Origin of the sequence: Buttiauxella sp. (genome assembly GCF_049686335.1) — a bacterium.
GTDB lineage: Bacteria > Pseudomonadota > Gammaproteobacteria > Enterobacterales > Enterobacteriaceae > Buttiauxella.
Window position 1 is genome coordinate 373186 of the sequence record NZ_JBAVHX010000004.1, and the last position, 17903, is coordinate 391088.

Below are 17903 nucleotides of genomic sequence, written 5' to 3' on the forward strand. Positions count from 1 at the left end.
TTAAATTACCTCGCGTTAACAGGATGAAAGCTGTTCTTTGAGTTTAGCTAAGATTGGCGGCTTTGGTGCGGATTGCGCGGATCATTGCTTCAAGCCCCTGGGAGCGAGACGGTGTAAGGTGTTGAGCAAGCTCAAGTTTCTCAAACCACGGGCGGACGTCAAACGCGACAATATCCTGCGCAGTCATCTGTTGGTAGAGAATAAACACGATTGCAATCAGCCCCTTGACGATTGCGGCATCACTATCACCTTCAAGCGTGATCACACCATCAGATTGTTGGTGCATGACAATCCACACCTGGCTCTGGCAGCCCTGAATGGTGTTTTCCGCTTTGCGCTCGCTTTCCGGAAACGCCGGCAACCGCCCGCCAAGTTCAATGATGTAGAGATACTTGTCTTCCCAGTTGCTGCAACGACTGAAATTTTTCAGCAACTTTTCTTTGTCTGGCATGGTGGCCATGGCTTTCTCCCTGTTAGCCCAACAGACGATGGATGCGCTGTAAGCCTGCCACCAGCCGATCCACCTCTTCTTCAGTGTTGTACATGGCGAACGAGGCACGACACATCGCCGGAACCTGGTAGAACGCCATTAACGGCATCGCGCAATGGTGACCGGTACGAACCGCAATACCATAGTTATCGAGGAAACTCCCCACGTCATAAGCGTGATGTTTGCCCAGATTAAACGCGATAACGCCGAGTCGCTGGTCCGGACCATAAATCGTCAGGTCCGGAACCGCGTTTAGCGCCTGCTGTGCGTAGCGCATCAGCGATTGCTCATACTCGCTCACCTCAGCCAGATTAAGGCTCTCGACATAGCGCAACGCAGCGCCCAGCCCGATAATGCCTGCGGTATTAGGCGTACCCGCTTCAAAGCGCCACGGTGCAGCGGCGTAAGTGGTGCCAGCCGTCAGGCTAACACTTGCGATCATCGACCCACCCCCTTCCCATGGCGGCATGTTTTGCAGGATTTCTTCGCGCGCATACAGCACGCCAATCCCCGTCGGGCCATAGATTTTATGGCCGGAGAACAGATAGAAATCGCAGTCCAGCGCTTGCACATCGATAGCGTGGTGCATGATGGCCTGTGCGCCATCCACCAGCACTTTTACCCCTGCCTGATGGGCGGTGGCAATCATCTCCTGCACCGGGTTTTCAGTACCCAGTACGTTTGAAACATGAGTAATCGCCAGCAGTTTGGTGTGTTCGTCAATCAGCGTCGGGAACACATCCAGTTGCAGCGTGCCGTCCGGATTGAGGGGGATGACGCGTAATGTCGCGCCTGTATGCTCGCAGAGAATTTGCCACGGTACGATATTGGCATGGTGCTCCATGGTGGAAATAATGATGTTATCTCCCGCCTGGATATTAGCGCGCCCCCAGCTATTGGCGACCAGGTTAATGCCTTCGGTGGTGCCACGAACAAAAACGATCTCTTCGGGCGATCGCGCATTAATAAAACGCGAAACCTGGTTACGCACGTTTTCCATTAACTGTGTCGCTTCTGCGCTCAGTGTATGGATGCCGCGATGCACCGCTGCATAACCGTGGCTGTAAAAATCCAGCTCGGCGTCGATAACCGCTTGCGGCTTTTGTGCGCTCGCCGCGCTGTCTAAATAGACCAGCGGTTGCCCGTTCACTTCCCGACTCAGAATAGGAAAATCAGCCCGCACCCGTTCTATGGAAAAACTCATGCTTCGCCCCCTGCAAAGCGCTGGCCGATCCTCGCCAGCACCTGCTGTTTCAATGCCTCATCACGAATGCTCTCCGTAAGCTCTGCGGCAAAGGCAAAAATAATCATCTGAAGTGCAGCCTGTTCTTTAATCCCACGCGAACGCAGGTAGAACATCTGTTCATCATCGATGCGGCCAATGGTCGCGCCATGGCTGCATTTCACGTCATCGGCATAAATTTCAAGCTGTGGTTTGGTGTCCACTTCCGCCAGACGCCCCAGCAACAAGTTGTTGTTGGTCATCTGTCCGTCAGTTTTGATGGCGTGCTGCGCCACTTTAATCATGCCGTTAAACACCGCGCGCCCTTTATCGCGCACAATGGTTTTATGCAGTTGTCGGCTGTTGCAGTAGCCCTTGTTATGTTCAAGCCAGGTGCGGGTATCACACACTTCGTTATTCACCGGCAACGCCAGGCTGTTCATACGAAGCGTGGTGTTTTCACCGTTAAGCTGCGTGCTGGTGTTATGGCGCAACACTGCCGCCCCCAGCAGGAAGCTGTTGGTATCCACGTTGGCATCCTGGCCGAGCAGCAAATCGTTATGCGCGAAGTGGTAACTTTGGGCGTTTTCAAACGCCAGCTTGTCATGGTGCAAATGAGCGTTTGCTGCCACCTCCGCCGTAAAGCGCGCGCCCGTAAAATGCGGGTGCTCACCCTGGCTGACGTAATGTTCGATGACCGACGCACGCGCGCCTTCGCCCAGCGACAAATGGTGGCGATAATGCGCGGTACTCATCTCGCCCTGTGCGCTGCCACGAGTGACATGCATCAGCAGCAGAGCTTTAGCGGGGCTGTGATTACGCGCCACGCGAATGTGCGTCACCGTCTCAGCCAGGCTTTCGGTGAGATGCAGGAACACTTCGCCCTGCACCGCCGCAGGCAACGACTCTCGATGAGTATCAATGGTGACGTCAAACCCGCTGTTGGTCAGATCGTCGCTCAGATCAGCGCTAAATCGCCCGTCGACAAACACCAGACGCCAGGCGTCCAGCGACAAGGCCAGCGTGTCACGTTCAATTTCGCTTAACGCTTGCGATGCAGGCAAAACAAACTGGTTATTGAGCAGCCCTTCAAGCGGCGTGTATTTCCAGTTTTCATGTTTGCGTGTTGGCAGCCCCAGGCGCAGCATTTGCTGCATATGTTCCTGGGCTTCTTTGCTGCGTGTGTCGCCCTGGGTTTCAAACAGGTGATGCCACTGTTGTAGGGCGTTGCCGTTACTGCTGTTCGGTAAGCCAGCCATAACCCTGCTCCTCCAGTTGTTTCACCAGACTGAAATCCCCTGATTTCACAATTCGCCCCTGATAAAGCACATGAACAAAATCAGGTTTGATGTAGTCAAGAATACGCTGGTAGTGGGTGACGATGACAAACGCCCTGTGACCATCGCGCAGGGAATTCACCCCTTCCGCAACCACTTTCAACGCATCAATGTCGAGCCCAGAATCTGATTCATCCAGGATACAAAGTTCAGGTTCGAGAACCGCCATTTGCAGAATATCGTTGCGTTTTTTCTCACCACCGGAGAAACCGACGTTCACCGAACGGGTCAGCAAATCTTCCGGCATTTTCAGCAATTTGATTTTTTCCTCCATCAAATCCTGGAAATCGAAACGGTCGAGAGCCTCTTTGCCACGATATTCGCGCACCGCATTCAGCGCGGTTTGCAGGAAGAACTGGTTACTGACGCCCGGGATTTCTACCGGATACTGGAAGGCCATGAAAATGCCTTCTCCGGCGCGATCTTCCGGCGATAATTCCAGCAGATCTTTGCCCTTAAAATGCACCTGTCCGCCAGTGACTTCATAGTCTTCACGCCCGGCGAGCGTGGCAGAAAGCGTACTTTTCCCTGAGCCGTTCGGCCCCATAATCGCGTGCACTTCACCCGGTTTAATTTCAAGGCTTAAGCCGCGCAGGATCGCTTTGTCCTCAACGCTTACCTGTAGATCTTTAATGCTCAGCATAATTTTCCCTTAATTCTTATCCGACGCTGTGTTCAAGGCTAATCGCTAATAATTTTTGTGCTTCCACCGCGAATTCGAGCGGCAGTTCCGAGAACACGTCTTTACAGAATCCATTGACGATCATTGAAATCGCATCGTCCTGTGGTATCCCGCGTTGCAGGCAGTAGAACAACTGGTCTTCCCCGATACGCGAGGTGGTCGCTTCATGTTCCAGTTGGGCGGTGTTGTTGCGGCATTCGACATACGGGAAGGTATGCGCCCCGCTGTCCGGCCCAATAAGCATGGAGTCGCACTGGGTAAAGTTACGGGCGTTGGTGGCGGTCGGCATGATTTTCACCAGCCCGCGATAGCTGTTCTGGCTGTGTCCGGCAGAGATGCCTTTCGAGATAATCGTCGATTTGGTGTTTTTGCCGATGTGGATCATCTTGGTGCCGGTGTCAGCCTGCTGATGCCCGGCCGTCAACGCCACGGAGAAAAACTCACCGATGGAGTTATCACCGCGCAAAATCACGCTGGGGTATTTCCAGGTAATCGCCGAGCCGGTTTCGGACTGCGTCCAGGACATTTTACTGTTCGCCCCTTCGCACAACGCACGCTTGGTGACGAAGTTCAGGATGCCGCCCGTATTGCCGTCGCCCGGGAACCAGTTTTGCACCGTGGAATATTTCACTTCAGCATCTTTATGAATGATGACTTCCACCACGGCGGCGTGCAGCTGATAGCTGTCGCGCACCGGTGCGGAGCATCCTTCAATGTAACTGACATAACTGCCTTCATCCGCCACTAAAATGGTGCGTTCAAACTGGCCGGTTTTCTCGGCGTTAATGCGGAAATAGGTCGAGAGCTCCATCGGGCAACGCACACCTTTGGGCACATAAATAAAGGTGCCATCGGAAGCCACTGCCGCATTGAGTGCCGCGAAGAAGTTGTCGTTACTCGGAACAACAGTACCGAGATACTTCTGTACCAGCTCCGGGAATTCATGAATCGCTTCACCAAAAGAGCAGAAAATAATGCCCTGCCCGGAGAGTTTTTCACGATACGTGGTGGCAACAGAGACGGAGTCAAAAATCGCATCCATAGCAATATTTGAGCCTTCACGCACCGGCACCCCGAGCTGTTTGAACGCTTCTTCCACTTCGCCCGTCAGATAGGCGTTGCTGCCCGGCTGCTGGACAGCGCCGGGTTGCGATTCGCAGTTGTCATCGCAGCTGCCACAGGATGGTGCGGAGTAATAACTGTAATCCTGATAGTTGAGTTTGTCGTAATGAGCCTTCAGCCAGTGCGGTTCTTCCATTTCAAGCCAGGCGCGGAAAGCGCTCAGGCGAAACTCCAGCATCCATTCAGGTTCATTACGTCGCGCAGAGATCGCCCGCACGACATCTTCGTTGATGCCGTGAGCCAGTTCGTCAGTTTTGAGCTGGGTGAAAAAGCCTTCTTTGTAGTGATGGCCACCCGCCCAGGTTTGCACTTCTTCAGACGTTTCAGTGTTACGTGACATAATCCCGCCTACACCCCAAAGCTTTCACCACAACCACATTCGTGTTGTGCTTTCGGGTTGTTGAATTTGAAAATTTCGTTTAATCCTTCATGCACGTAATCGACTTCCGTCCCGTCGATAAACGGCATCGCAGATAGCGGTACCCACAGCTTCGCGCCGTCGGTTTCAAAAAGGAGATCGTCAGGTTTTGGCTCTTTTACGCTATCGAGCACGTAGCCAAAGCCCGCGCAACCTGTCTGTTTTATGCCCAGACGGACGCCGAGAAAGCCGGGTTGCTGGCTTGCCAGTTTGCGAATATGTGAGCACGCATCAGGGGTTAACGTCAGTCCCTTCCAGGCGAATTCACTGGGATCGAAGCTACCGGTTTGCACATCCATAGTTCACCTCTTCATGTTTTGCCGCCCAAAGGCCAATACCCTATGTTAATGATAACAATTATCAATACAACATCCTGATAACAGGGGTATTCGGAAAATGCTTCATTTTTAGTCGCCTTAACTAAGGATAGACCCTGCTGAAACTCTTGCAGACGGTGATATGAGCTATTTAACTCACTGATACAACGAGGATTAATCTGTAGAAAGAAAGCATAGGTGATAGAAAGTAAAAGATGTATAGAGAATACCGATTTATGCGATAGGTAACCTAAAATGCCTGAAAACAACGATTTACTGGAACATCAACAGTTTAACTATTTCTGTTTAATCTGGTGACGTGAAAATAGTCCACCACTTCCTGTTGCAAGATCCAGACAGGTGGCCTACGGGACATTTAACTCGAGACTGGCTGTTCACTGATTCAGTTCGGACAATGCCAGCGCTGCAACTTCTAATGCTATGGATGCTGTTTCGTTGCTCTCAAATGACCATATTGTTGAGAGTCCGCACCACGCAATTATCCATTTGAGTAGACGCTCTCTATCAAGGCCCGCCATTTCGCAAACGAGATTCAGTCGTTGTTTAAATATTCCTGGGAGAGTAGCAACCCGGGGCACAGGATTGCCAAGATCCGGATTGGTATAAATATTGGCAAAGTCGAATCCTCGTTCACCGATGATTCCTTTTGGATCAATGGCCAGCCAGCCTGAGGCACCGAAATCAAGAACGTTCTCATGATGTAAGTCGCCATGTAATACGACTAACTCTTGTGGAGTCGATAACAACTCTTCTGCTATTTCAGCGCTACGCGCCAGGATGCCGCCATACTGCTGGGCTGCTGATTGAAGAGGAAAAAACCACTCATCCAGAGTCGGAAGTTGTGGTAAAGGACGTTTTGGGATGGTGTGAAGTCTGTTTGCTGTAAGGCATAAAATCCGACACGCCTCAGCATCCTGACCTTCCCGGGACATAGAGGAGAGTGATGCCTCCCCCATTGCGCGTGCGAGAAGAATGGCTTCATTTTCATATGCAATAACCTGTGCTGCGCCATTTCCTTCCCACCATGACATCAGAGCATTACCGGATTGCTCATCCGCATCATCTGTGATTTTAAGCATGGCTTTCATACCTCCTGTTACTGTCTCAACAGGCAGGAGTCTGGAGGTATGAGTTGTGAACGGTGTACCATCTGGAATGAGGTTCCAGCGATCTAACCAGAGTGTGAACCCGCTAATATCCATAATATTTTCCTTACTTCCTTATCGTGTAAAACACTGAATGCGACAGGCATGTGAACCATTCTAACTTATAGTTTGAGTAAATTTTCTCAAATTAAATCTGATGGTTAGGTGCTTCATGCAACTGTATTTAAAAATAAGAAAACATGAGATTGTTAAGGTTATAACCTTGTCATATCTTCAAAGGGTGTATTTACCCTCAAGGAATAAGCATCATGATTAAGCGTCGCACTCTTAAAACTGCACTTGCGGCGGTTATTTCTCTGACTGTCCTTGCCGCCCCCGCTTATGCAAACCCGGGTAATGGTAATGGTAATGGTGGTGGACAAGGCAACGGCGGTGGTAATAGCGGTAAAAATGGTAATAGCGGTAACCATGGCAATAGCGCTAAGAGCGGGGACCAGGGTAACAAAGGCCAGGGTAACGGAAAGTCGAATGAGGATCATGGCAACCGCAAAAACTACGGTAAACCAGACCATGTTGACTCCGATATCAACTTTTCTCGCGCACGCTCTCTAGCGGTGAATTATGGCCTTGTTGGATATCAGGCACTCCCCCCTGGAATCGCTAAAAATTTAGCACGCGGTAAACCGTTGCCTCCGGGAATTGCTAAGAAAACTTTGCCTGCATCCATGATTAACGATCTGCCATATTATCCGGGCTACGAATGGCAAGCGGTGGGTAATGATTTGGTGCTTATTGCTTTAAGCACGGCAATTGTGACTTCCGTCATTAACGGTGTGTTCGATTAACATATTTCCCAGTCCGTGAGCCTCGCATCTGCGGGGCTTTTTTATGCCCAGCGACAATATCCCCTGTTCTTCATTTTGTTAAACACCGTGACCATTAGTCTGGTAATTGTACTGAGCCCTTCATACGCTTAATATATATGAGAAAGTGGCTTTGACGAGCAAGAAAAACCCGTTCGTTAATTTTAATTTTGTTGGTAATTATATTCTACGGAAGGATATTCAATGCGCTATACCCCTTTTTTAATTGTGCCTTTATTAAGTGCCTGTAGTTTCAGTTTTATGAAGTTTGATAATGATCCATTAGTACAAGCGACGTACGCGACTAATGCGACAAAAAGTTCAGTTATTGCAGCGGGTGGGAAACCTGACAGTGAGATGAATGTTCCAGAAATCAATGGGACTTGCATCAATTACACGCTAAAAAAGGATGCCGAGACAATGCCTTTTTATGTGGCATTCGATAAGAATGGAAACCGCAAACATTATGGCTATATCTCTTGCCAACAGGCGAGAGCAAAAGGAGTATTTAGCCAGTAAGTCAGCATAAAAGATCATTCCTCTTCTCACTCTATACCGTCAGAAGAGGGATATGTAAATTTCTCTAAATATTAGTAACCTGCAGCTTTATTAGCCGCTTTTATACGCTTATTTCTGCTATCTTTTTCATGGCTATCTTTAGCCTGCATTATGCCACCAGCAGCATCTACCCAGTCATTAGCTGTACAACCGGATAATGCCACGCCCAATATAAGTGCAAGTACATACTTCATTTTAGCTCCATCAACTCATTTCTGTATAAATAACGTCCGTGTAATACTTAAAGTATTTGACGCTTACGCCGTTATTTTGACAAAAAATGAGTTCATGAGCAAGGCGCACTGGATTCAGCGCTTTTTTATATATCGAGGGAGATACAACTTATAACTGAAATAATTTAAGTTGCAGGCTATATAATAGACCTGCAACTTAAACAAAATGGATGGATTATTAAGCGGAAGTATTGAGCAGTGATTTATTTGCTTCGAGCGCGTCAACCGCACATTGCTGATCCAAATGTCCACCCGGTGCGCCACCAATACCGATAGCACCGATGGTCTGGTTATCTACTTTCACCGGTACGCCGCCCCCTAATAATAAGAAGCCTGGGATATCACGTATATTCTGCGCACCCACGTTATCCTGCGCACTTTTCATCACATCACCAGTAGTATTTTTCGTGGTCAGCGCGGTATACGCTTTCATACGGCTGGCTTCAACGGTATGCGGGCCTGCGTTATCCATACGTTTAATGATTTTTACCACGCCCGCCCTGTCCACAACCGTCACCGCGACGTTATAGTTTTTGGCACTACAAGCCTGAATAGCGCTTTGGGCGAGCTTATCAGCGAACTCGAGTGAGAGATTCTTTTCAGTCAGCACGTTGCTGGCAAAAGCAGGCATTCCGGCAACGCTGCTGAACATGGCGGCGGCAAACAGGATGGATTTTTTCATGGTTTCTTCCCTCAACTCGGTGTGTTTAATTGACGAGAGTTAAGGTAACCAACCGCGGGATGCGAAACCATTCGGGCGAATACCTGGTAATCCAGGTAATTTTACGTAGTACCCTTCAGTCCACCGTAGATTTTTATCAGCTTCGCCAGAGAATTAATCTCGAGCCGCGCAAACAAACTGGCGCGATGGGCTTCAACGGTGCGTGGGGATAACGACAAGTCTCTCGCCATCTCTTTATTGGATTTTCCCTGCATAATCAGTGCCATCACTTCATGTTCGCGGGCTGAAAGGGTCGCCAGTTTCGCCTGCAAATCAGCCTGGCTTTCTTGCTGTTGCTGGCTTCGTTTCTGCTGGTCGAGCGCCGCACCCACGGTTTCAATAAGAAGGTCGGCATCAATGGGTTTAGTCAGGAATTCGAATGCCCCGTTTTTAAATGCGCGACGGCACAAATCGATGCTGCCGTGGCCCGTCATCATGATAACGGGCAGCGTACTCCCCATTTGCTGCCAGTTTTCCAGCAGCGTAATGCCGGATTTTCCAGGCATGCGGATATCCAGTAGCAAGCAGCCGTTAAGCGCCGTGAGATCAGATTCAGACTCCTGAAAATTCTGCACGCTTTCATAGACCTGTGTTTCCCAGCCCATGGTCGCGAGTAACGCCGTTAATGAAAAGCGTATCGCTTCATCGTCATCAATAAGATAGATGCGTTGCGCCATCATGCCTCCGGTTGGATAAGGGGAAATGTCAGAGTAAAACACGCCCCGCCAGGCGCGCTATTTTCTGCCTGAATACTGCCGTTATAACGCTGCACCAGCGTCTCGGTTAGCGCCATACCCAGCCCCAGTCCATCTTTTTTAGTGGTAAAGAACGGCATAAACACCTGCTGTAAGGCCTGTTCACTAAGCCCTGGTCCACCGTCGGTGACGGTCAAAATTATCCGATTCGCCGTCTGGATGGCACTCACTGCAACCCAGGCTTTATCCGTTTGCTGTTGCGCCTGAATAGCGTTATTAAGCAGATTGTGGAATATCTGCTCAATACCCAACGAGGATGCCATCACCGGAGGCAATGACTCAGGAATTTTATTGATGACACTGACTTTGCCGCGCTCAATTTCATTACTCAGCAATATCACCACTCTTGCCCAAATCTGACGTAAATCCACCGGCTGCAATGCCTGTTCATCACTGTGCAATTTTTCACGAAAGGCCAATAGCAAACTGCTGATGCGCCTGGTTTGCATTACTGCCGCATCCAGCAACGGCTCAGCCTTTTCGGCTTGCTGCTGTTTTATCAGACGTTGGGCAGTTTGCGAATAACTGAGGACGGCGGTGAGCGGTTGATTCAGTTCATGAACCATTCCTGCGGCAATTTCCCCATCGTGTTCAACCGCGCAAGCTCGGAAAAATGGGCGCGTAAATCGGCAATATTGCGCTGGCGTTTTGTCGCCTGGTATTGAGTATAAAAGTAGATGACCGCCGCCCAGAATAGCCCGAGCAGTATCAGGATAAACCTGGGCAAGCTTCGCCAGTCAGGGTTATTTGTCACTAAAAGATTGAGCGGCTGAGACGGGCTGGTAATTTGTTTTTCCCAGCGCCATCCGTCGTTATGCCCTTCAGTTCCCTGCGTAATAAGGGGAGTTCCCTTCCAGCTCAGGCTGAAATGCTGAAACTTCTGCGTTCGGACGAAGTCGGCCAGTAACGTGGGTAAATCAATGAGCAGAGATCCTTGCGGCGAATTTATCCAGTAAGTTCCGGCGCGGGCAGGATTAATATCAGGGCGCGGCGGCTCATGGGGTTTAGTTTGCCAGCGCAGAATATAGGGGAATTTTTGCTGCACCACAGCGGGATCGCTGCTGTTGGAAAGTAGCGCCAGAATGACATCGTTTTGCGCAAGCTTAACGGTGATATCACGGTACAAAATACGAAACTCCGCGCTTTGTTCCTCATATTGCTGATGCAAGGCATAGACCACGACGCCACCGCCGGAAAGTGCGGTGAGAATCAGCCAGATGAGTGCTTTACGCATCGCGTTCCTTAATGTGAAAATAGTTGATGGGGAATCAAATCCAGCCTTTCTTACTGAATGTCACTTTCGTCGCTTCGTTTAAATCGTAGTTGTTCAGCTCAGAATGTTTAACCCAGGCGACATCCTGAAACTCTTCGTTAAAGGTGACATTGCGGTTGGCGCTCACGCAGTCAAACATCAGGTAAATCATATAAATTTCTTCTTTTGAACCGTCGGCGTAAGTTTTCACACGCACATCGTCAGCGAAGGTCCAGGGTTTAATACTGGTAATTTGCAACTCCGTCCCTAGCTCTTCAGCAATCTCACGCAGCAACGCTTCTTGCATTTGTTCACCCGGTTCCATTCCGCCGCCGGATAATGCCCATTGCCCGGGGAACACGCCGCGATCGTCTGCCATCTTACACAGCAGAACCTCACCATTATTTTCAATAATCGGGCACACAATAACGCTCTGTCGCATACGACCTCCTGCTGTCTTTAATTTGCAGACGTTAGCAGATATGCGCACGGGAGTCTCACGTGAAATGACGCTTATGACACTGATAATTCATTATTTGCGAGGCGCTTTCCGCAATTCATTCGCGCAGATAGTTTTACGCTTGCAATGAAATTAAAGTGACCAAAACCTGGGGCAGGCTGTTCAATTTAGCAGCAGGTGAATCGTACTTAGTACGAAAAAAAACATTGACACTCGCACGCAGTACGACTAAAAATACAACACAAGGACAAGACAGATGATGGAACATTTTGAGTTTATTGAGACCCCGACTTTTGTCAGGCAGCGTGAAGGCTTGTTAGATGATGATACCTTCCAGCAGCTTCAGGAATATCTTCTCAGACAGCATGTCGATGGAGACACCATACGAAACTCCGGCGGCTGTAAAAAGCTGCGCTGGAATCGGCCAGGAACGGGCAAGCGTGGCGGTGTAAGAGTTATTTATTACGCGGTGACTCGTAAGGGAAAGTTATATCTATTAACAATTTACGCAAAAAACGTCAAAGACGATATGAGCGAAGCGGAGAAATCAGTACTCAAACGGTTAGCGCATCATCTGGATCTGGCACTGACTCATTTTCACAATGAAAACTCAAGGAAACCATTATGGATAAGCAACTTTTCAACGATCTCGTGCAAAGCATGGAAGAGATGGTTGCCATCGAAAAAGGGGATATGCAGCCAGGCCGCGTTCATCGCCACCCTTTACCGAATGTAAAAGAATTGCGTGAATCAATCGGTTTAAAGCAGGAGGAATTTGCTCAAGCGGTGGGTGTCAGCCCTTCGCTGGTGCAAAGTTGGGAGCAAAAGCGCCGTATCCCATCCGGGTCATCACTGAAAATATTATTGATGCTCGAACAAAATCCGGCGCTCATTAAGGTGCTCCTGACACTGTAGCTACAACCTTTTAGTGGTTTGAGTTATTCATGATATTTATTATGTGAAATACATCCATTTATTTAAAAGCGTTTTTTTTCACGCTATGAAAATCAGAAAAGTTATTTGCGAGTGGCTTTCCAGTATCTGAATCACACGCTTTTAGGATGAGTTTTTAAAGTTATATATGCCGTTCGCGGCCCCTGAAAACAATACAGCAACTGAATGGTTTATTAATGCGGCTGGTTAATGTGCTGGTGGATGACGCTAGCGCTTATCCACCCTACAACAGAATTTCCCAGGTCGGGTAAGCGCAGCGTCACCCACCCTACAACAGAATTTCCCAGGTCGGGTAAGCGCAGCGTCATCCACCCTACAACGGCATTTCCCAGGTCGGGTAAGCGCAGCGTCACCCGACATTTTCTTTATGTTCTGACACAGTCGTTACAAAAGAGCAGAAATTAAGCCATTACGCTTTCTTTTTGCTCTTCTTCGTTTGAATTGTTGAAATTTGTGAAGGAGGAATCTACACCACAGCCGTCGTCAGCCTTGAGGTACAACAAAGCCGACCTTGTTCATCGCTGATTTCAATTTGCCAGACCTGGTGGCGGCGGCCAACATGAACCGCCGTACAGACGCCGCGGACCATGCCTTCATGCGCGGAGCGCAAATGGTTGGCGTTGACTTCAAGCCCCACAATTCTTTGCTCGCCTTCGGTACACAAATACCCGGCTACGGAACCGAGGGTTTCTGCCAACACTACCGATGCGCCACCGTGCAGCAATCCGAATGGCTGACGGGTGCGGTTGTCGACAGGCATAGTGGCTTCAAGCGCATTATCGCCAATGTGAGTAAACACAATTCCCACGTGCTCGACCATATTGCCCGCGCCCATTTTATTGAGCGCTTCAAGATTCACTTCACGTCGCCAGATCATCCCAGAATCTCCAGTAGTGCTTGTAGCGGATGGCGTACCCCATTGCCTTCCACACGTTTGACCTGGCTGCGGCAGGAATAGCCGGTTGCCAGGCAGCGTTGGCGTGGCAGACGTTGCATTGCCTGATGCCATGAAAGCTCGTAAATCCCCAGTGAGTTAGCATGATTTTTCACTTCATGCCCGTAAGTTCCCGCCATACCGCAACAACCGACGCTGACATTTTCAAGTTTCGCACCGAAACGAGCAAAAATAGCGGCCCACTGATTGGGCGACGTCGGCAAAGCTGTTACTTCGGTACAGTGGCCAAACAGATACCATGACTCGCCGCTCACCGCCGCGGGTTCACGGCTTTCCAGCACCGCAGGCAACCATTCATGAACCAGCTGAACGTGGAAGTCCCCGCGTGCTTCCCCCAGAGTCTGCTTGTATTCGTCGCGGTAACAAAGCACCAGCGCGGGATCGACACCGACCATCGGCATCCCCAATTTCGCAATGCGATTGAGGAAGTCAGAGGTTTTACGCGCGGTGCGGGCAAATTTTTGCAGGAACCCTTTAATATGCTGCGCTTTACCATTCGGTGAGAATGGCAGAACCACCGGGCTGTAACCTAATTTGCTCACCAGACGCACAAAATCCGCCACCACTTGCGCATCGTAATAACTGGTGAACGGATCCTGAACCACCAGCACGGTTTTGGCTCGCTGTTCAGCGCTGTAGCTTTCCAGTTGCTCAAGGGTGGTATTCGCACAATTATGTCCGACCAATTGCTGCTGTAACGTCGGCGTAGACAAAAGCGGCAAATCAATCATGCCGATGTGTTTCGCTGACAGATTGCGCACCCACGGCTGGCTCATAAAGAAGTTGAAGGTTTTTGGAGCCCTCGCCATCAACGGTGCGTAGCTTTCGACCGTTGCGACCAGATGGTCGCGCATCGGGCGCAAATAGCGGGTGTGGTAAAGCTGTAAAAAGCGCGAGCGGAATTCCGGCACGTCAATTTTAATTGGGCATTGCGTGGAACACGCTTTACACGCCAGGCAGCCCGACATCGCCTCTTTCACTTCATGAGAAAAGTCGTACTCACCTTTGCGGGCATGCCAGGAGTTGCGCGTGCGTTCGATTAACGTGCGCAGACTGGCGCGTTTTTCCGGAATTTGCTTTTCCAGCGCATCAGGATCAACACCGCGATCGGCCAACAAACGCAGCCATTCACGGGTTAACGTGGCGCGGCCTTTCGGTGAATGAATACGGTTGCTGGTGATTTTCATCGACGGGCACATTGGGCTTTTCACATCGAAGTTAAAGCACAAGCCGTTACCGTTACACTCCATCGCACCACGCCATGAAGTCCGTACCGCAATCGGGATTTGCCGGTCAAAGGTCCCGCGTTTCACCGCATCGACCTGCATCATCGGATCATCAACACCCAGTGGTGGGCAGATTTTACCTGGGTTTAAACGGTTATCCGGATCGAAGACCGCTTTAATGCGGCGCAGTTCTTCATACAGCGTTTCACCGAAGAACTCGGGGCTGTATTCGGCGCGGAAACCTTTCCCGTGTTCCCCCCACAACAGCCCGCCGTATTTCGCGGTCAGTGCAACCACATCGTCCGATATGCGCTTCATCAGCACTTCCTGATGCGGGTCAGTCATATCCAGCGCCGGACGCACATGCAAAACACCTGCATCAACGTGGCCAAACATGCCGTAGCTCAGATTGTGGCTATCGAGTAATGCACGAAACTCGGTGATGTAATCGGCCAAATGCTGTGGCGGCACGCAAGTATCTTCGGCAAACGGAATCGGCTTGGCCTGCCCTTTGGCATTACCCAGCAGGCCGACGGCTTTTTTACGCATGTTATAGATGCGTTCAATGCCCGCCAGTTCAGTACAAACCTGCCAGCCGATGACACCGCCCTCACCTTGCGCAATTAACGAGTCGAGTCGCTCACACAGCGAGGTTACCTGACCTTCTATTAACTCCAGGTCGTCACCGGCAAATTCAACGATATTCAGGCCCAGCATCTCTTTGCCGGGCACATCGGTAATCAATTCACTCACCGAATGCCAGACGATATCTTCCCGCGCCAGATTGAGGACTTTGGAATCGACGGTTTCGACGGACAACGCCCGAGCTTCCACCATGAATGGCGCATTGCGCAGTGCGGAATCAAACGAGTCATATTTGATATTCACCAGACGACGCACTTTTGGCAGACGTGTGATGTCGAGCTTCGCCTCGGTGATAAACGCCAGCGTCCCTTCAGAGCCACAGAGAATGCGCGTCAGGTCGAATTGGGAGAGCGAGTCATTAAAGACATGGCGCAGATCGTAGCCCGTCAGGAAGCGGTTGAGTTTCGGGAATTTCTCGAGGATCAGCGGACGTTGCTCACGGCAACGCTCAAATACGGTGCGATAAATCTTGCCGGTTGGGCTGTCATCACGTCCCAGGTCTTCCGCAAGCAGTGTCGACATCGGATGGGTGTCGAGAATATCGCCACCGAGCAAAACCGCGCGGACCCCCATCACGTGATCAGACGTTTTGCCATAAACCAACGAGCCTTGCCCCGAGGCGTCGGTGTTGATCATCCCGCCAAGCGTGGCCCGGTTACTGGTTGAAAGTTCTGGGGCGAAGAAATAACCGTAAGGTTTGAGATATTGGTTTAGCTGGTCTTTAATTACGCCCGCTTCGACTCGCACCCAGCCCTGCTCCGGATTGATTTCGATAATGCGATTCATATAGCGCGACATGTCGACGACAATGCCGGTATTCAGTGACTGGCCGTTGGTGCCCGTACCGCCGCCACGTGGTGTAAAGACCAGTGATTTGAAGCGTTCTTCCGAGGCGAGACGAGTCAGTAACGCGACGTCAGCCGTAGAGCGAGGGAATAAAACCGCATCGGGCAACAGCTGATAAATGCTGTTATCGGTGGCCATCGTGAGTCTGTCAGCGTAGCTGGTCGCCGTATCGCCAGTAAAACCTTGCTGTTCCAGTGCCTGCAAAAAGTTGAGCACCAGTTGAACAACACCTGGTGCCTGAGAAATTTGTGGGATCATTGCTGGGTCGACCCTGCTCATAGTTGTAAGTTATCGTTTGCGTGCTTCCTTCCTTTTTTTAACACATTTTTTTCGGACATGCCTGCCTGTTTTGTTCCTGTTAAAAATCGAGGAAATACATCATCATTATTGCATCCGCTTTGCGGTTTTAACGCAGGCACTTTGCCCGTTATCAGTTATTGAGGTGATTTTATCTATGGTTAAAGTCAGTCAGCCAAAGGATCTGCTGCAGATCTTGCTGTCCGTGTTGTTTATTTCGGTGATGATAATCGCCTGTCTATGGATTGTCCGACCGTTTGTGCTTGGCTTTGCCTGGGCTGGAACAATCGTTATTGCGACCTGGCCATTGATGCTCAGGGTACAAAAATTACTGTGGGGAAAGCGCTCCCTTGCCGTGCTGGTGATGACGCTTCTGCTGCTGATGTTATTTGTTATTCCCGTCGCGCTACTGGTGAACAGCCTGGTGGATAACAGCGGTCCGGTTATCGCATGGGCAACAACAGGCAATATGGAGTTGCCGAAATTTGAGTGGTTAAACAGCATTCCGCTGATTGGTGACAGCCTTTATTCCGGTTGGAACGCGCTGGTAGACAGCGGCGGCAGCGCAATTATGGCTAAAGTCCGCCCTTATATTGGCACCACTACCACCTGGTTCCTTGGGCAAGCCATTCATGTTGGCAGTTTCCTGATGCATTGCGGACTGATGTTGCTGTTTAGCGTGTTGCTGTACGCGAAAGGTGAAACGCTGGGTAATGGCATTCGCCACTTCTCGTTCCGTCTGGCGGGCAAACGCGGCGATGCGGCCGTGTTGCTGGCAGGGCAAGCGATTCGTGCCGTTGCGCTGGGTGTGGTGGTGACCGCGCTGGTGCAATCCGTGCTAGGCGGCGTGGGTCTGGCGGTAGCCGGGATCCCCAATGCCACTTTGTTAACCGTGGTGATGTTACTGTGCTGCCTGGTGCAGATTGGTCCGTTGCTGGTGCTGATTCCATCTATCGCCTGGCTGTACTGGTCTGGTGATAATACCTGGGGCACGGTGCTTCTGGTGTGGAGTTGCGTGGTGGGCACCATGGACAACTTTATTCGTCCGGTGCTGATTCGTATGGGCGCCGACTTGCCGATGATCCTGATTCTCTCGGGTGTGATTGGGGGTTTGATTGCCTTTGGCATGATAGGTCTGTTTATCGGACCGGTATTGCTTGCGGTATCGTATCGTCTTATTTCAGTGTGGATGCATGAAGCACCGCCGCCGCAAGACGATCCGAATGAAGTGGTTGAGATTCTGGAAGAACACGATTAAAAACTGCTGAATTTTGTGTTGCTCTCACTTGCCGGGAGCAACACCAGCACAATGATAAACAACGCTTATCAATTCCCCACTTTTCATCTCCTGTTCAAGCCTTTGATTCTAAATACATCCAGTAATGTGATCTCAATCGTTAACTTTCCATTAACTATTGAGACG

General features: G+C 50.3%; 20 protein-coding genes. 5 read left to right on the plus strand and 15 right to left on the minus strand.

Annotation, left to right across the window (positions count from 1 at the left end):
* Positions 1-43: 43 nt before the first annotated feature.
* The 7 genes from sufE to WBL83_RS02155 all read right to left on the minus strand — a co-directional run bounded on the left by sufE (position 44) and on the right by WBL83_RS02155 (position 6811).
* Positions 44-460: a cysteine desulfuration protein SufE gene (sufE, locus tag WBL83_RS02125; RefSeq protein ID WP_424587584.1), complete on the minus strand. Its 417-nt coding sequence runs from the start codon at positions 458-460 to the stop codon at positions 44-46.
* 13 nt (positions 461-473) lie between these two features.
* Positions 474-1694 carry a cysteine desulfurase SufS gene (sufS, locus tag WBL83_RS02130; protein ID WP_424587585.1) on the minus strand — a complete coding sequence of 407 codons (1221 nt, stop codon included), beginning with the start codon at positions 1692-1694 and terminating at the stop codon, positions 474-476.
* Positions 1691-2971, minus strand: coding sequence for a Fe-S cluster assembly protein SufD (gene sufD / locus WBL83_RS02135; RefSeq protein WP_424587586.1), 1281 nt, complete (start codon positions 2969-2971; stop codon positions 1691-1693). The genes sufS and sufD overlap by 4 nt, the downstream gene beginning before the upstream one ends.
* Complete coding sequence (gene sufC / locus WBL83_RS02140) at positions 2946-3692, minus strand: Fe-S cluster assembly ATPase SufC (protein ID WP_424587587.1); 747 nt, start codon at positions 3690-3692, stop codon at positions 2946-2948. The genes sufD and sufC overlap by 26 nt, the downstream gene beginning before the upstream one ends.
* A gap of 16 nt (positions 3693-3708) precedes the next feature.
* Entirely contained in the window at positions 3709-5193 is a 1485-nt protein-coding gene (gene sufB / locus WBL83_RS02145) for a Fe-S cluster assembly protein SufB (protein ID WP_424587588.1), read from the minus strand.
* Between the two features lie 8 nt (positions 5194-5201).
* Positions 5202-5570 carry a Fe-S cluster assembly scaffold SufA gene (gene sufA / locus WBL83_RS02150; protein ID WP_424587589.1) on the minus strand — a complete coding sequence of 123 codons (369 nt, stop codon included), beginning with the start codon at positions 5568-5570 and terminating at the stop codon, positions 5202-5204.
* Between the two features lie 413 nt (positions 5571-5983).
* Positions 5984-6811, minus strand: a complete 828-nt coding sequence (locus WBL83_RS02155; protein WP_424587590.1) for an aminoglycoside phosphotransferase family protein — start codon at positions 6809-6811, stop codon at positions 5984-5986.
* 212 nt (positions 6812-7023) lie between these two features.
* On the opposite strand from WBL83_RS02155, the gene WBL83_RS02160 reads away from it, so the two are divergent.
* On the plus strand, positions 7024-7560 hold the full coding sequence (locus WBL83_RS02160; RefSeq protein ID WP_424587591.1) for an anti-virulence regulator CigR family protein: 537 nt from the start codon (positions 7024-7026) through the stop codon (positions 7558-7560).
* A 222-nt stretch (positions 7561-7782) separates the two neighbouring features.
* Positions 7783-8097, plus strand: coding sequence for a hypothetical protein (locus tag WBL83_RS02165; protein ID WP_424587592.1), 315 nt, complete (start codon positions 7783-7785; stop codon positions 8095-8097).
* Positions 8098-8168: 71 nt separating this feature from the next.
* Here the strand turns inward: WBL83_RS02165 and WBL83_RS02170 are convergent, their stop codons facing one another.
* The 6 genes from WBL83_RS02170 to nudI form a co-directional block, all read right to left on the minus strand.
* Positions 8169-8330: a hypothetical protein gene (locus WBL83_RS02170; protein ID WP_424587593.1), complete on the minus strand. Its 162-nt coding sequence runs from the start codon at positions 8328-8330 to the stop codon at positions 8169-8171.
* Between the two features lie 217 nt (positions 8331-8547).
* Positions 8548-9051: a GlcG/HbpS family heme-binding protein gene (locus tag WBL83_RS02175; RefSeq protein WP_424587594.1), complete on the minus strand. Its 504-nt coding sequence runs from the start codon at positions 9049-9051 to the stop codon at positions 8548-8550.
* Positions 9052-9152: 101 nt separating this feature from the next.
* Entirely contained in the window at positions 9153-9767 is a 615-nt protein-coding gene (locus tag WBL83_RS02180; protein WP_424588015.1) for a response regulator transcription factor, read from the minus strand.
* Positions 9767-10411, minus strand: a complete 645-nt coding sequence (locus WBL83_RS02185) for a sensor histidine kinase (RefSeq protein WP_424587595.1) — start codon at positions 10409-10411, stop codon at positions 9767-9769. The genes WBL83_RS02180 and WBL83_RS02185 overlap by 1 nt, the downstream gene beginning before the upstream one ends.
* Entirely contained in the window at positions 10396-11079 is a 684-nt protein-coding gene (locus WBL83_RS02190; protein WP_424587596.1) for a hypothetical protein, read from the minus strand. Before WBL83_RS02190 ends, WBL83_RS02185 begins: the two co-directional genes overlap by 16 nt.
* A gap of 34 nt (positions 11080-11113) precedes the next feature.
* Positions 11114-11539: a nucleoside triphosphatase NudI gene (nudI, locus tag WBL83_RS02195; protein WP_424587597.1), complete on the minus strand. Its 426-nt coding sequence runs from the start codon at positions 11537-11539 to the stop codon at positions 11114-11116.
* A gap of 277 nt (positions 11540-11816) precedes the next feature.
* Between nudI and WBL83_RS02200 the strand changes: the two genes are divergently transcribed.
* A complete protein-coding gene (locus WBL83_RS02200) occupies positions 11817-12293 on the plus strand; it encodes a type II toxin-antitoxin system RelE/ParE family toxin (RefSeq protein WP_424588016.1) in 477 nt (158 codons plus the stop codon).
* Positions 12182-12472, plus strand: a complete 291-nt coding sequence (gene nadS / locus WBL83_RS02205; protein ID WP_424587598.1) for a NadS family protein — start codon at positions 12182-12184, stop codon at positions 12470-12472. Before WBL83_RS02200 ends, nadS begins: the two co-directional genes overlap by 112 nt.
* A gap of 505 nt (positions 12473-12977) precedes the next feature.
* Here nadS and menI read toward each other — a convergent pair.
* Together menI and ydiJ are read right to left on the minus strand one after the other, a co-directional pair.
* Positions 12978-13388 carry a 1,4-dihydroxy-2-naphthoyl-CoA hydrolase gene (menI, locus tag WBL83_RS02210; RefSeq protein ID WP_424587599.1) on the minus strand — a complete coding sequence of 137 codons (411 nt, stop codon included), beginning with the start codon at positions 13386-13388 and terminating at the stop codon, positions 12978-12980.
* Positions 13385-16441: a D-2-hydroxyglutarate dehydrogenase YdiJ gene (gene ydiJ / locus WBL83_RS02215; protein WP_424587600.1), complete on the minus strand. Its 3057-nt coding sequence runs from the start codon at positions 16439-16441 to the stop codon at positions 13385-13387. Before ydiJ ends, menI begins: the two co-directional genes overlap by 4 nt.
* Before the next feature lie 196 nt (positions 16442-16637).
* On the opposite strand from ydiJ, the gene ydiK reads away from it, so the two are divergent.
* Positions 16638-17738 (plus strand): AI-2E family transporter YdiK, encoded by a 1101-nt coding sequence (ydiK, locus tag WBL83_RS02220; protein ID WP_424587601.1) that lies wholly within the window; start codon positions 16638-16640, stop codon positions 17736-17738.
* Positions 17739-17903: the final 165 nt, after the last annotated feature.